Below are 14,828 nucleotides of genomic sequence, written 5' to 3'. Positions count from 1 at the left end.
GGAAAGTTTTTATGAAGCAATTATTTATAGTCTACCTAGGTGGTTCTGCACCAAAGGCAAATATCGAACTACACGATATACAGTTTGTGATAGGTGAAACTATCGAAGATACTTATGAGCAACTTAGACAGAACTGGTTTGGTACTGTTAAAGGTTTACACTTAGATAGCTATAAGGCTATAAAGGGTGCTGATGGTTATAAAATATCATTAGAAACTACAGCTCAAAAAACAGATAAAAAACTCTACTTTGTAAATCTTGGTGGTTATGACAAGAACAAACTAAATGAGCTACATGAGTTTGCTTTGTTTGTAGCTAGTGATAAGATCGAAGCTAAAAAGAAGGCATTAAATAGTTTGCTTAATAGTGGTTTGATTAAACACAAAGATAACCTTATGGAAGTTGATGATTGTTTAGAGCTTAGCTCTATAGATGGTAAGTATATCCATTTACACCTAAGTGATGAAAGTTTTGATTTGAAGCCAGACTGGTTTGGGTATAAAGTTATAGGGTAGGTCTCATTATTCATTTATTTTAAGGAAATCGCATTGATAGATTACATAATTAATAATAAGGAATGGATTTTTTCTGGAGTAGGCGTACTTATTTCAATAAAAGTGTTTTCATTCTTTAAAAATAGCTTTTTTGTAAAGGTAATAGATAGTAAAATGCAAGACTTAGAGCTAGAGTTATCTCAAAAGAAGCATCCTCTTAAAGCGAATCGAGTTAAGAATGATATAAATAGTATTGTTACAGAAACTAAAAAAGTGTCAGAAAGATTTTGTAAAGTTTTACAGATTATGAATGAAAATAGAGCTAGTTGTTTAAGGTTTACTATTGCTAGGTTAGCAGAAATAATGAATTTAGAAAAGATAAGTAAACTTGAGAATATATTTATAGGAAAGCAAGAGCCAAGCTTTCAATTTATAGAGAAATTCTCCAAAACTTTTGGAGTTAATGAAAGATGGCTTATTGAAGGCATAGGGACTCCTTTTTCAAATAATCTTCAAACAAAGCTATATCCTATGGATTATTTTGAAATGATTAAAAATATAAAGCCTGATAGAATATATTTTGTTAAAGAAAATTCTAATAGATCTCCAGCTTTTATTTTGTTAAAAATTTCTGAGTGGAAGTATTTGACATTACGTAGAACATGGCATATCAGTGATGAGGTGGGAGCTACTGGTCAAGCACAGCTTTATAGCTTTTATTCTTTAGTAAAAAAGCTTCGCAATGAAAGAGAGACATATATTAACTGTAATGGACTAATTCTTGGAGGAGAAGATTTTAACCTGTTATTAAGTGGTCAAGTTTTTCCTGGTAAGTTTGTCGATATAGGATTTACTGAAAAACCTTGGTGGGATGATTTAACAGATATTAATCATAGTTATCCTATTTCAAGCAGTTATGAGGAGTGGTATGGAGAAAGTTTTATTAAAGCTCAGAAAATTGTGAAATCACATATAGAGTATCGTTTATAAATCTCATAAAACCAACTCAGCTTGCTTCTTAACAGGCTCATTCATGCCATCAGTCCAAACCCAATAATAAACAGGCTCAGAGCCTTTAAAGCTAGCTACAAAGTAGTTATCTTGATTATCAATAGCATGAATAGTCAGCTCATCAAGATAGCCAGTTTTTAGATGGCGTAAATCTTTAGCTGCTTCAAGCACAGCTTCTTTTACAGTCATACCCATTTTCATATATAAAACTACCGAGCGAGCAGTACCACAGCGGATAGCCATCTCACCGGTATGAGTACAAGCACAAGCGCCGTAGCGTGAATCAGCATACGAGCCAGCTCCAATAATAGGACTATCTCCAAGCCTACCGGGATAACGCCAACCCCAACCAGAAGTACTAGTTGCACTTGATATAGTATTGTTAGTATCTTTTGATAGATAAACTGTAGTGTCAAATATCTTCTCAGGGTCTACAGCAAATTTACTTAGCTCAATAAGAGGGATATTTGGGAAATCTTTTTCTTGTTCAATAGTTAAGTGCTTATCTAAATGGTCTTGCCAAACTTTTTTTATCTCAGGCAAAAGATTATCTATTTTTTTAGCATTTATCTCATTTGCAAAAGTATCAGCTCCTTCACCAACAACTATTTCATGATGGAGTCTTTGCATTACTTCATAAGCGACTTCAACAGCATTAGCATAACCTTTTAATGCCCCAATAGAGCCTGTGCGTAAGTCATCACCATCCATTACAGAAGCATCGAGCGTTACATTGCCAAGTATATCTGGCCATGAACCTCGACCAACAGTTTTAATTGTTGTATCATTTTCTACAAGTTTGATGCCCTCGATGATAGCTCTTAAACCATTTTGCTTATTTTTTAATCTTTTAAAAGCTTCTGGTACGCCACCACGACCTTCATCATTTGCTATTAGTATCATTTTATACCCTTAATTTTGTAAATCTTTTTAAAACTGGTGTAAGAGCTAGTAGTATCAGTGCAATAATTATCGCAGCTACAAATAGTTTAAAGTACCCTGAAGCAAAGCTACTTGCAGGTGTAGTTTTAGTTGCTGCAATTTTAGAGCTAATTACGCCACCGAAAAATCCTGCATAAGCACTGATTGTCCACCAAACGCCCATCATTGTTGATTTAAGATGTTCAGGAGCTAATCTTGTAACTAAAGCTAAGCCTACAGGTGATATACACAGCTCACCATATACAAGCATAAGATAACACATTATAATCCAAATCACATTTGCCTTACCGTAGTTAGCAGCGATTGAACCAGCTATACTCAAAAATAAAAAACATAAACCTAGAAATACCAAGCTAAATACAAATTTTAGCTCATCAGAAGGTTCTTTGTTGCGTTCGCTTAGTTTCTGCCATAGTACAGCAAAAAATGGCGTGATAATTACAAGTAAAGTTAATTGTATCGCCATAACTGTTGTTACAGGTAAGTTTAATCCAAAGATGTTTAAGTCAATATTGTGCTTGATAAACAAAGGAATACTAATGCTAGTTTGATTACTTAATGACCAATAAAAGAGCATAAATACAGACAAAATCAATAAAATAGCTATGTTTGATTTTTGTGATTTAGTTAAAGATTTCCACAATGACATCAAATAAACTAAAAGCACGATACCTGATAGTGAAATTATCACCATAGATTCTGTAGGGTGAGCGATTAAGTAAGCAAATATACAAGCCGATAATATTACGAATAAAATTATTAGATACCAAAAGCTTATTCCTAAAAATACTTTTTTAGCCATAAGAGGGCGGTTAGGTTTATCACAACTTGCAGGAAAATATTTCTTACCAGATTCAAAGAAAATTAAGCCAAGAGCCATACCAAAAGCGGCTAAACTAAAACCATAATGCCAACCTAATTTTTCACCGACAAAACCTACTATAAAAGTTGCCAAAACTGAGCCAAAATTTATGCCAGTATAAAAGTAAGCAAAGCCACTATTTCTAAGCTCTTCTTTATTATCATAAAGCCTACCAACCATAGTTGATACATTAGATTTGAAAAATCCCGTGCCTGCAGATATACAACCAAGTCCTAGAAAAAGAGCAATATTACTTGTGCCTGATAATGCCATAGTTATATGACCAGCCATAATTGCGACACCACCAATTAGTACACAGCGTCGGTAGCCAATTACTCTGTCTGCAAGTATTCCACCTACAGCCGTGGTGATATAAAGATAAGTTACATAACTACCAAATACTAAGGCAGCATTAGCGTCAGTAAATCCAAGTCTTTCTGTCATGTAGAGTATTAAAATAGCCGAAAGGCCGTAGAAACTAAAACGCTCCCACATTTCAGCAAAGAACAAGAATTTCAAGCCTTTAGGGTGTTTTAATTCAGACATAAAGTTATTTTAGTAAAATAGTTGTAGAATTTATTCTAGAGATATTTATTGTTTAAGTCATTATTTTTTAGAGTTAAAGTTTACTATCATTTCCACTCATTAATTTTTCTAATCCAACATAGGCAACATTGAATATTACAGGTCCAAGAAATATTCCGATAAATCCAAATGCTTGGAGACCGCCTAATATACCTAGCAATGAAGCTGCAAAACTTAAACTTACACCTTTATTGATAATTTTAGGTTGCATTATGTTATCTGTAAACATGTTTAGACCAAATCCAATAGCTAATACAATTATAGCTTTAGAAAGCCCAAAAAGAGCAAAGATCACGAATGCTAGCAAAAAGTAGACTATAGAAACCATAAAAGGTATCATTGATGCAATCGCGCATATAAAAGCAATGAGTACTGGACTAGGTAAGTTAATCATTGTAAATGTTGTTCCCATAACTATGCCAACCAAGCAAGCAGTTGACATAATAGCGATACTTACCCTTCTAGTTGTATTAATTGCCGCTTCAATAAAATTATCACGATCATCAAAATCTTTAAGAACTACTTTTTTAAAAAATTGTTCAACAGTAGTACCACTCACTAAAAACTGGTACATCAATAAAAGTGTTATAAGAAAGTTTGTTATAAAGCTTATTGAAGTAAACCCAACATATTTGAGTGCTGGTAGAACCTGGTCAACATTCTTCAATATTTTTTCCTGGTCTTTTTGAATAGTAGCAATAAAATCATTTAATCTTTGATCTAGTTGATCTCCTATATATGGAATTTTTGTTAAATAATCTCCTAGCTGTTTTGATGATTCACCTAGAGACTGAATGTTTTGGACATAAAGAATTATTTCATGAATAGCATAAGAAACAATTATAAGTAAAGGAATAAATACACATAGCAGAACAGTAAGGGCTAATAAAAAACTACTTTTATGCTTACTAATATGTTTTTCCAGTTTTTTCTGTACTGGAGCTAAAATGATAGCAAGTAAGCTAGCAAATAAAATTGCATAGATAAAAGGGTAGAGCACCCAGACAATTAAAGCTCCAAGGATACAAACAATTGCAAGTTTTTTTATAGTAGATTGGGAGGTCATTGTTCTAGTTTATTTTAAATAGTCTTGATATTAGAATAACAGCATAAGTAGCTTTATTAAACTATCTTGATAAAAGATGTTAGCATTTTCTTCTTCATGAAGAAAGTCTATTGCTGTACTAATTACAATACGAACTAAAGCTTTCTCACTTATATTTTACATATCCTTTAATTTTAATCTTTACTAAAATTATTGCCTGTACATTAATTTTCTTTAGTTATAGATTTAGCTCCTAGCTCTTTAATAATATACTCATATAGAGCCTTATGTATTTGGTATGTAGGGTGTACATGATCCCAAAAAGCAAAGTGTTGTGGATGATTGCACATTCTACCACTGAAGCCCGCATTTAAACTACTTTGTAACGATGTTGAGTTTAATAAATTGTTCATTTTCACATTTGATATGCCAGTTTGTGAGCCTTCATGACTCTTAAGGTTTGAATATGCACTATCTAGTTTTGCTCTTTTAGATATAAAGTATCCTCCTAGCCAACATGACCCAGTTGTTCGTTTATCCATAATTTCTGCATGATATTTTTTGTTAAAGCTTCGAGTATCATTAATCAGCTCATCAAAGACTTTTGCTATATCAATGTACTTGTAATCATGCACTTTTGCATATTGCTTAAGAGTATTGTTATGTAACTTATATATTTCTTTTAAAACCTTTTGATTATTAAGAGATTTAGATTCCCCTGTTATACTTAGATCAGGTAAGCCTATAATTACTGTCTTCTTAATATTTACTTGCTCTATAGCATTAAAAATTCCATTAGTCACTTGCTTCACAGCTTTTTTGATCTCTATTGTTTGAGGATTCGTTGTTAAGTAATCGTTTCCTCCAACAAAAAATATTGCTAGATTACTTTTTATATTATCCCTAGCTTCTAAATTTAAATATAATCCAATTTGATCATCTAATATATAAGGGGTACTATTATCAGCCCATTCTGGAAACACTATAACTGAGCTACCGCCTACCGCATAATTACTAACAGTCATATTATTTAAAAGCAGTCTATTAGCAAACTGTTCTGACCATACTTCTCCATTAGAAAACATACCCCTATAGTACGGAGTTGATTTAGGAAGAAGTTGCAATGTATATCTATACAAATTACCATTATCGCTTAGACTATCTCCGAAGATTAAAACTCTTTTGACCCCGAAAAGTAAACTATCAGATACATCTATTTTCTTATGACATGCTGACACAGTAAAAGTCGGAGTTATTAAGCTGTCATTTACTAGCGTTTCAATATTTACAGAATAATTAGTCCAGTAATACTCATAGCCGTTATTATGCAATCTATGGTTTATTTCAATATTTCCTTTAGCATTTTTGAATAATATTCGGTTTGCACCTTTCTCTCCAAAGTAGAAAAAACTATTTGATAAATCAGACTCAACTGATCCGGATGATTGCTGAGAGTTATAACTTATATAGTAGTGTGATGTCGTTGAAAAAATAAAATTATCATTCGTTAGTTTTTCTGTAGTGTAATATTGGTTAGGTCTGAGTGTCTTTTTTATAATTGTGTTGTTATTTTCATTAACTGTAAATATTGCATCTGTACTACAGTTATTTTCCAGCATTAGCTTTGTATGAGCATATCCAAATGATTGTTGAACTAATACGCAACTAACAATCGATATAATTGATCTTATCAAAATACTTCTTTTCATTTAATATTTAACATTTCCTTACAACTTTAGTACAGTTTTAAAGGTTATTTATCATGTTTACACAAGGTATAACATTTTTAATAACGGATATTAGATTCTGCTCTTTTATGTGAAACATTATTTTTATTATGTTTATTTCTAAATTCCTTATAGTCATCTTTTGACATACTGTTTCTGAACTGCTTTCTTTCATTCTTGTTCATGCTTTTGTATTCATTTGGTGTTGTTTTGAAGCTATTATTTGATTGAATTCGCTTATTATGATGCTGATGATTATTATTAGGTTTACTGATACCAATAGAACCCATAGCTAATACCAAACTTATAATTGTTATTATTTTTTTCATAGAATATCTCCTGCTTAATATTTATCAAATACCTAATAGGTACAATTAGATTATATACATGTTGATAGACAAACAGCAATCTGATGTAGAAATAAAACAGTTGAAAATAATACTGATATATTAGAATAATGTTTGATTTGAAGAATTGATAGGAGATATTTGTATAGAATTATTTTTTGTTTTTAACAACTTCAACAGGACCATGATCATCACAGTGGTCTCCATGAGGGTGATGTAATCTGCCATCAACAATGTAATCTACATGATCACCATGAGGTACAGCTTCATGACCGCAGTCAGGACCATGTTTATGATCACAACATTCATCTTCTACTGGCTTACAGTCAGCAGGATTCTTTTCTGATACTTCTAGTGTATGCTCATCGTAATGACCTTCATGCTCATGATGAAGGTGACCATCATGTACAAAGTCGTAATGATCGCCATGTTTGATTTTTGTATGTCCACATCCATCTTCATGTTTATGGTCGTGATTTTCATGTTGCTTACATTTACTCATAACGTTTTCCTTTTTTTGTTTATGGTTCATCAAAGTCTATACTTCTAGTTTAACATAAAGTAGCTGGCATTTAGAACCCATGCAAAGCTAACCCATAAAATATATGGGACCATCAAGTATGAAGCTACTTTAGAAACATTTGCGAAAAGTCTAATATTCCATACAATAAACACCCATAAAACAGAGATTTCAACTAATGCTAAGCCTATCTCATGAAAGCTAAAAAATATGATACTCCATAAGAAGTTTAAGACAAATTGAGTTTTATAAACTATAAATATTTTTTTTACTAGCTTGCCTTCTAGACATATTAACCAACCAGCAATTGCAATCATAATATATAAAATAGTCCAAATTGGTGCAAATATATAGTTTGGAGGAGAAAATGAGGGGTGGTTTATAGTACTATACCAGCCTTGTATCTGTGTAGTGGTAGCACTTGCAACTAAAAACCCAAGCCCTAAAACTATAGTAATAAATAAAACTAAGTATCCCCAATCCTTGGCTTTTATATTTTTCATTAAAATTCCTTATAGTTTACTAAAAATTAATTAGCAATATTCTAGCTTATTGCTATAGTAGATGTATATGATTTTGACGATAGAAGTATTACTATTACTAATATTTAATTTAGGAGATTTTAAATGCTGAAAACTAAGAGCCTAACACCTCACCAACATGAGATTATTATAAACAAAGATACAGAACAACCATTCACAGGTAGATATAACGATCTTGATCAAAACGGAATATATATCTGTAGAAACTGTGCAACGCCTCTTTTTAAAGCAGATAGTAAGTTTATTTCCACATGTGGTTGGCCAAGCTATGATTTACATATAGAAGATAATGTCAAGACACTTCCTGATGCAGATGGACGTAGAACTGAAATCTTATGTAACTGTTGTGGAGGACATCTTGGACATATTTTTCATGGTGAAGGTTATACAAAGTTAAGTACGCGATACTGTGTAAACTCTGCTTCTGTTGACTTTATACCTTTTGAGAGCTTTGGAGCTACTGAAGAGGTTATAGTTGCAGCTGGTTGTTTTTGGGGTGTGGAGCATTATTTGAAAAAGTTAGATGGGGTACTACTTGCTGAATCAGGTTATTGTGGTGGCGATGAACCAAACCCAAACTATAAAAAAGTTTGTAGTGGGACAACAGATTACCTTGAAGTTGTAAGAATTATCTTTGATAAAGATAAACTAACATTAGAAGAGCTTTTAAAATATTTCTTTGAAATTCATGATTTTGAACAGACAAATGGTCAGGGTCCCGATATAGGTGAGCAATACAAATCAGCAATTTTTTGTTATACAGATAATCAAAAAAAGATTGCTGAAGAGCTTAAAAGTATTCTTGTAGAAAAAGGTTATAAAGTTGCTACTGAGGTTAGAAGCATGAAGCCATATTATGTTGCTGAGGATTATCATTTAGATTATTACATGAGAAATGGTTCTATTCCATATTGTCATAAACACCAAAAAATATTTTAGTCTTTAAGTTTATCTTTTATTGTTATAAAAATTAATAAAGAGACGATCAAGAAGAAGAACTGTTGTATAGGAATTTCTACCATTAAATGGTTGATACTAAAAAAACCTACAATTGTAGTTGCTACTCCAGCAACCATAAATTTTATTAATCTCATGATAGCATTCCCTGCAGCAAAACCTTCTTTTAGTAAGTCTATAGCTCTGGCAGTGATTATGATATTAACAAGAGCAAAACATGCAGTAGCTAATGTATTTATGATTACAAAAACATAAATATTATCTATCAAATAAGAGCATAGGGTGTTTAATAAAACTAAACTTATTGCTATTGTATAGCCATAATATATAACTTGGCTTTGATTGCTATTATTAACTTTCTTTTTTATAAATAAGCTTGAAAATACAATTCCAAAAATATTTAAAGCAAATAATAGGCAGAATTGAAAGTAGCCTAAATTCAGGTAACCTAGCATTATATTTGAAGAAGCTCCAATAAAGCTAAATAATGCTCCAAAACATAGTCCTCCACTTATGGTAGCTAATATATAAGGAGTATTCATTAAATGCTTTATATATACAAAAAAGCTAATAAGAAGACTTTTTGATCTCTTATGTGTTTTATGTGTTTCAGGCATTAATAGTGTAATAATAAGTAAGACTATTCCATAGAATGTTAAAAAATGAAAAATGTTTTGCCATTCACCCGTAGTGTAGATGATGACACTACCAATTATCGGGGCAACTATAGGAGCTATCATAAATACCATTACCATTGTAGCCATCATTTTGATTAGCTTTTGCCCTCGATAACAATCTTTAAGTATAGCCATAGCAGCTACAGCAGCGGGGGAGTCTCCTAGCCCTTGTAAAAACCTCATAAAGGTAAGTGTTTCAAAATTATGGCTATATGTGCATAGAATTGTACTAATTGTATAAATTGACATGCCTATAGTTAAGATTTTTTTTCTGCCAAATCTATCTGATAATGCTCCCCAAAACAGCATGCCTAAGCCAAAGCCAAAAAGGTATGTTGAAACAGTCATCGCTATTTGATTTTGATTGACATGAAAATAATTACTTAAATTACTAAAAGCAGGTATGTATGCATCAATAGCAAATGGCGGAAGTGCTACGAAAAGAACAACATAAAATATTAAGTATTTACTACCTTTTCTTATTTGCATTAGAGACCTTAAACATATTGAAATTAACAAATGATATTGTAGCAAAAAATATTGTATAAAATGACTTGTTTAGAGGAAAATAGCAAGGTGGAGGTGTTTTAATGTTAATAAATTGTTTAATCAAGCAACATCAATATATGTTTAGCATTTCTAACGCCAAGTTTTGCTGCTCTTTCATAATATTTAATAGCTATTTTTTTGTCAAAAGGTACACCGTTTTTCTCTTCATTATAATACAGTGACGCTAATCTATAATTTGCTGGGCCATAATTTGCATTTGCAGACTTCTTGAAAAAATCAAGAGCCTTGTTATAGTCCCCCTCGTTATAGTAGTATTCACCAGCAAAATACATTGCATAAGGGTCATCAGATCGTGCAATCTGTTCTAATTTATAAAGTTTTTTATAATCGCCTTTTTGTGCGAAAACTTGTAGTCTCTGCATTTGCTCTTCATGAGTAAGCTGTATTTTATCCGATTCCTTTATTTCTTCAGTTTTTTTATTCTGAACTATCAGATCATTTTTTTTCTTTTCTAATTCTTTATATACTTCACTTTCTATAAGTTTTGGTAATAAAGAGGATGTTTTAGCTTGGTTTTCAAAAGCTGTGTGTAATAGATTTTTTGTAAATATATCATCTTCATTGAAATAATAGTAAGCTAGACCTTCAAATTTATTAGTGCTTATATTTTCACCAAAGTCTACAAATAATGAAGATCTATTTTCTTTAAGCTTGCTGATTTTTAAAAAATCAGAGACATAGTTAGTATATATGTTGTTAGTGTTGTTTAAAAAATCATTATTAATTTTAATGTCTGCTATATTTTGATAAAAGTCTTGTAGGCTTTGTTTGTCTGATTTAAATAAATTTATGTAAACAAAACCATCAAGGTTAGAGATTTCTCTTTTAGGAATGCTTAAACCTTTTTCTATTTTGTGCTCTATTTCTTTTTGTCTTTCAACTTGTCTTATGATTTTGGCTTTTTCTTCATGGACTTCTTCAACTTGAATTTTTTCTTGTTCAGCTCTTTCTTCTGCACGTTCTTTATCTAGAAGTTTGTTTACTTTAACTATTTCAGCTTTTGCTTTTTTAGCTGTTTTAGGGTTGGAGCTATATAGTAGGGTTTGCCATAACATCAAAGCTCTATAGTTATCACCTTCATCAGTAAAGTTTTGAGCTTGTTTCATTAATGCTGGTTCGTATCCTTCAGCAGCAGCAGATAAAAGATATTTATTTTTATCATCATTATTTTTAATGTCTTTGATCTTATTATTAGTAATAGCTTCGTATATGTTATAAAGAAGTTTAGGGTTAGTAGAAGCTAATAATCTGCTATTAGACTCGAGCATGTTAAAAATTTTAACAATGGCTGGAGAGTAACCTAGATCGTAAGATTTTTTGTAGTATGAAATAGCTTTTATGTCATCTCTATTTACACCTTGTCCTGCCTGGTAAAGAGTCGCCATTTGATAGTAAGCTCTAGGGTCTTCATCATTCGCTGATTTTTTATAGTATCTAAAGGCATGATCGTAGTCTTTATGAGTACCATAACCATATTGTAAAGCATACCCAAGGTAATAATAATCTGTTGCAGTAGCTGTCCCATTTTCATCTACTTCTTTTAGTATTTTAAAAGCCTTGTTATAACCACTAGTATCTTTATTTTGAATGCTTGCAATAGCGTTTGAATAATTTTCTAAAAAAACTTGATGCTGATAACTAAAGTAACTATTTACTCCAAGAGCACCACAAACTACTATTGCACTACCAGCACAAATTTTTATGACATTTTTTCGCGTTAGAGTTATCGGGCCTAGCTTTTTTGGAGGCTTAGGTAGGTTTTCTAAGTCAGACATCAGCTATACATTTTATAAAATACTGATTTTATTATATATTAGCTTTAAAGTACATTTAAGCATTATCGATATTTTTTACTGAAATATCTTCATTTATAAATGCTAATTTCTCTTTCTCGATAGTTTTAGGGTCTTCAAGTGATATTTTTCCAAACTGTCCGGCTCTAAAATCATGAACAATATTTTGACAAGCATGCACTACTTTATGTTTAGTTTTCATACCAGCAATATCTTTGACTATCTCTTGAGGAAGCTGATTAGTAACTTTAGAGTCATCAAGTCCATATCTTTTTATAAATGAACTACGTTGTTTATTTTTAAGTAAAAAATCAATCAAATATTCAGCTGTACCTTCGTAATCCATCGCAGTATCACGTATAGATCCTATACAGGCTATTCTAAATCCACTTGCTTCACTTTTAGGGCTTGGAAACATTATTCCAGGCGTATCATATATTGTGAAACCTTTTTCAATATCTATGCGTTGTTGGAGCTTTGTTACAGCAGGCTCATTGCCAGTTTTTGCTACTTTGCGTCCAGCAAGTTTATTTATCATTGTAGATTTTCCGACATTAGGTAAGCCAAATATAATCGCACGAATAGGTTTTAAAACAGTACCTCTATGTGGGAGTTTCTTTTTAGCAAGAGCAATGATTTTTTTAGTAAGAGTTTTATCTCGAAGTGTATCTACTGCAATAGCACTACCCTTAAAATGCTCGAGCCATTGTTTTGTGGTATTAGGATCAGCAAGGTCCGCTTTTGAGAGTATTTTAATTATTGGCTTATCGCCAACTATTGCTTCTAATACATGGTTACTACTTGAGTCAGGTATTCGAGAATCAACAATTTCAATAGCAATATCTATAGATGGCATTTTTTTACGAAATTCTTTCGTAGCTTTGTGCATATGCCCAGGAAACCAATGTAGCATGGTAGATAAAAAACTTAAATTTCGTTATTATGAGATAAGATTTTACCTATGAAGTATTTTTTATGCAAAGTTATATTCTAAAAGGTGCAAAAATATATTGCCAAGATGATTTTCAATATAAAGATATTGTTGTTGAAAACAATACAATAAAAGAGATTGATGCAGACATTGATACTGCCAAATATAATCTTCCCGTTATAAATTTGGATAGTGATGATTTCGTAATACCTGGGTTTATAGATATACACATACATGGTTCTCAAGGTGCTGATGTAATGGATGGTGATGTAGATGCTTTGGATGTGATTTCTAAGTCAATATATTCTCATGGTGTGACAAGTTACCTTGCTACTACGATGACAGCTACTAATGAAGCTATACTAAAATCTATGCAAGCTGTAGCTAAATATACAGCGATGCAACAAAGTGATAGAGCAAGAATAATAGGAATTCATTTAGAAGGACCATTTATTTCTCCTGGTAAAATAGGTGCTCAAAACCCAAACTACTTACAAGGTGCTGATGTTGAAAAGTTAACTAATTGGCATAATGAATCAAATAATCTGATTAAAAAAATAACTATAGCGCCGGAAATTGATAATGCTGATAAAGTTATAGCGTATTGTAATTCAAAAAATATAATCAGCTCAATTGGTCATACAAGTTGTACTATGGCACAGGCTTTAAATGCTATAGAACAAGGCTGTAGTCATGCGACACACCTTTTTAACGCAATGACTCCTATTGAGCATCGTAACCCAGGTGCTGCTAATGCGCTTTTGATGTCTAAAAAAGTATTAGCTGAGCTTATAGTCGATGGTATACATCTTCATCCTGACATGGTTAAGTTTACACATGAGATAAAAGGTAGTGATAATATAGCTTTAGTCACAGATGCAATGTCGGCTCAAGGAGCAGGTGAGGGCGTATTTGACCTAGGAGGTCAAAAGGTTATAGTAAAAAATGGCGAAGCTCGTTTAGAAAATGGTGTACTGGCAGGTAGTGTACTTACTATGAATAAAGCATTAGAGAATATAATGAAATTCTCAAATTGTAGTCTACACCAGGCAGTCAAAATGACTAGTACAAACCAGGCAAAATCATTAGGATTAAACAAAGGGCAAATCAAGCAGGGCTTTGATGCCGAACTTGTGGTTTTAGATAAAAATTATCAGATAAGGCAGGTAATAAGTTAGATGAAATTTTTAGTATTAGATACATCAACTAGCTATTGCTCAGTTGCACTTAGTGTAGATGGTCAAGTTTACTCTGATACACGCTATATTCCACGCCAGCATAATAAATACTTATTACAGATGATAGAGGATTTATTTGCTAAAGCGGAGCTTGATAAAAAAGCGTTAGACTTTATAGCTTACGGTGTAGGGCCTGGTAGTTTTGTAGGTGTGCGATTAGCAGCATCTGTAGCACAAGCTTTTGCTGTCAGTTGTGATATTCCAATAGTTGGGTTTTCAAGTATGTTTGCAATCGCAAAAAGCAACCCTATAAATGCTGGTAAAGTCGCGGTAGTCCTTGATGCAAAAATGGGTGATTTTTATCTAGGTTTATATGATAAGGCTAGTGATAGTATATTATCTGAAAATGTTTATAAACTTGAAGAGTGGACTTCTGAATTGTATCAAAGTTATTATTTGGTTGGAGATGCTATTTCACAAGTTGAACTAATCCCTGATTTGACAGATTTTAAAATTGATGTAATAAATATAATCAATTACGTAGAAACTTTATACAATACTCAAAAAACATCCGGAAAACTTACTCATGAGACTTATCCAGTGTATTTGAGAGGGACTAGTCATTGGAAAAAGAAAGGTGTATAAAA

General features: G+C 32.0%; 15 protein-coding genes. 5 read left to right on the top strand and 10 right to left on the bottom strand.

All coding sequences use genetic code 11. From position 1 onward, the window contains the following. Nucleotides 1-11: 11 nt before the first annotated feature. Entirely contained in the window at nucleotides 12-515 is a 504-nt protein-coding gene (locus tag FLM55_RS01530; protein WP_178947700.1) for a DUF1543 domain-containing protein, read from the top strand. Between the two features lie 33 nt (nucleotides 516-548). Then, nucleotides 549-1,484 (top strand): helix-turn-helix domain-containing protein, encoded by a 936-nt coding sequence (locus FLM55_RS01525; protein WP_178947699.1) that lies wholly within the window; start codon nucleotides 549-551, stop codon nucleotides 1,482-1,484. A 3-nt stretch (nucleotides 1,485-1,487) separates the two neighbouring features. Here the strand turns inward: FLM55_RS01525 and FLM55_RS01520 are convergent, their stop codons facing one another. The 7 genes from FLM55_RS01520 to FLM55_RS01490 form a co-directional block, all read right to left on the bottom strand. Then, nucleotides 1,488-2,408: a N(4)-(beta-N-acetylglucosaminyl)-L-asparaginase gene (locus FLM55_RS01520; protein ID WP_178947698.1), complete on the bottom strand. Its 921-nt coding sequence runs from the start codon at nucleotides 2,406-2,408 to the stop codon at nucleotides 1,488-1,490. Between the two features lies 1 nt (nucleotide 2,409). Continuing rightward, nucleotides 2,410-3,855 carry a peptide MFS transporter gene (locus FLM55_RS01515; protein ID WP_178947697.1) on the bottom strand — a complete coding sequence of 482 codons (1,446 nt, stop codon included), beginning with the start codon at nucleotides 3,853-3,855 and terminating at the stop codon, nucleotides 2,410-2,412. Between the two features lie 73 nt (nucleotides 3,856-3,928). Then, on the bottom strand, nucleotides 3,929-4,960 hold the full coding sequence (locus FLM55_RS01510; RefSeq protein WP_178947696.1) for an AI-2E family transporter: 1,032 nt from the start codon (nucleotides 4,958-4,960) through the stop codon (nucleotides 3,929-3,931). 203 nt (nucleotides 4,961-5,163) lie between these two features. Next, nucleotides 5,164-6,648: an SGNH/GDSL hydrolase family protein gene (locus tag FLM55_RS01505; RefSeq protein ID WP_256868895.1), complete on the bottom strand. Its 1,485-nt coding sequence runs from the start codon at nucleotides 6,646-6,648 to the stop codon at nucleotides 5,164-5,166. A 77-nt stretch (nucleotides 6,649-6,725) separates the two neighbouring features. After that, a complete protein-coding gene (locus FLM55_RS01500; protein ID WP_178947695.1) occupies nucleotides 6,726-6,995 on the bottom strand; it encodes a hypothetical protein in 270 nt (89 codons plus the stop codon). A 169-nt stretch (nucleotides 6,996-7,164) separates the two neighbouring features. After that, nucleotides 7,165-7,515 carry a hypothetical protein gene (locus FLM55_RS01495; RefSeq protein WP_178947694.1) on the bottom strand — a complete coding sequence of 117 codons (351 nt, stop codon included), beginning with the start codon at nucleotides 7,513-7,515 and terminating at the stop codon, nucleotides 7,165-7,167. 44 nt (nucleotides 7,516-7,559) lie between these two features. Further along, a complete protein-coding gene (locus tag FLM55_RS01490) occupies nucleotides 7,560-8,036 on the bottom strand; it encodes a TspO/MBR family protein (RefSeq protein ID WP_178947693.1) in 477 nt (158 codons plus the stop codon). A gap of 123 nt (nucleotides 8,037-8,159) precedes the next feature. Here FLM55_RS01490 and FLM55_RS01485 point away from each other — a divergent pair, with 123 nt between their 5' ends. Next, nucleotides 8,160-9,014, top strand: coding sequence for a bifunctional methionine sulfoxide reductase B/A protein (locus FLM55_RS01485; protein ID WP_178947692.1), 855 nt, complete (start codon nucleotides 8,160-8,162; stop codon nucleotides 9,012-9,014). On the opposite strand, the gene FLM55_RS01480 is transcribed toward FLM55_RS01485, so the two are convergent. The 3 genes from FLM55_RS01480 to ylqF form a co-directional block, all read right to left on the bottom strand. Further along, a complete protein-coding gene (locus tag FLM55_RS01480; RefSeq protein WP_178947691.1) occupies nucleotides 9,011-10,198 on the bottom strand; it encodes a multidrug effflux MFS transporter in 1,188 nt (395 codons plus the stop codon). The two genes, FLM55_RS01485 and FLM55_RS01480, sit on opposite strands and share 4 nt — an antisense overlap. A 116-nt stretch (nucleotides 10,199-10,314) precedes the next feature. Then, nucleotides 10,315-12,054 carry a tetratricopeptide repeat protein gene (locus FLM55_RS01475; RefSeq protein WP_178947690.1) on the bottom strand — a complete coding sequence of 580 codons (1,740 nt, stop codon included), beginning with the start codon at nucleotides 12,052-12,054 and terminating at the stop codon, nucleotides 10,315-10,317. A gap of 55 nt (nucleotides 12,055-12,109) precedes the next feature. Further along, entirely contained in the window at nucleotides 12,110-12,985 is an 876-nt protein-coding gene (gene ylqF / locus FLM55_RS01470; protein ID WP_178947689.1) for a ribosome biogenesis GTPase YlqF, read from the bottom strand. A 62-nt stretch (nucleotides 12,986-13,047) separates the two neighbouring features. Between ylqF and nagA the strand changes: the two genes are divergently transcribed. Both nagA and tsaB read left to right on the top strand, forming a co-directional pair. Beyond that, nucleotides 13,048-14,181, top strand: coding sequence for an N-acetylglucosamine-6-phosphate deacetylase (gene nagA, locus FLM55_RS01465; RefSeq protein WP_178947688.1), 1,134 nt, complete (start codon nucleotides 13,048-13,050; stop codon nucleotides 14,179-14,181). Next, entirely contained in the window at nucleotides 14,182-14,826 is a 645-nt protein-coding gene (gene tsaB / locus FLM55_RS01460; protein WP_178947687.1) for a tRNA (adenosine(37)-N6)-threonylcarbamoyltransferase complex dimerization subunit type 1 TsaB, read from the top strand. Nucleotides 14,827-14,828 lie beyond the last annotated feature (2 nt).

Origin of the sequence: Francisella sp. Scap27 (assembly GCF_013394105.1) — a bacterium.
GTDB lineage: Bacteria > Pseudomonadota > Gammaproteobacteria > Francisellales > Francisellaceae > Francisella > Francisella adeliensis.
Note: the sequence above shows the minus strand (reverse complement) of the source record. Positions and strands in the feature narration are given on the sequence as shown.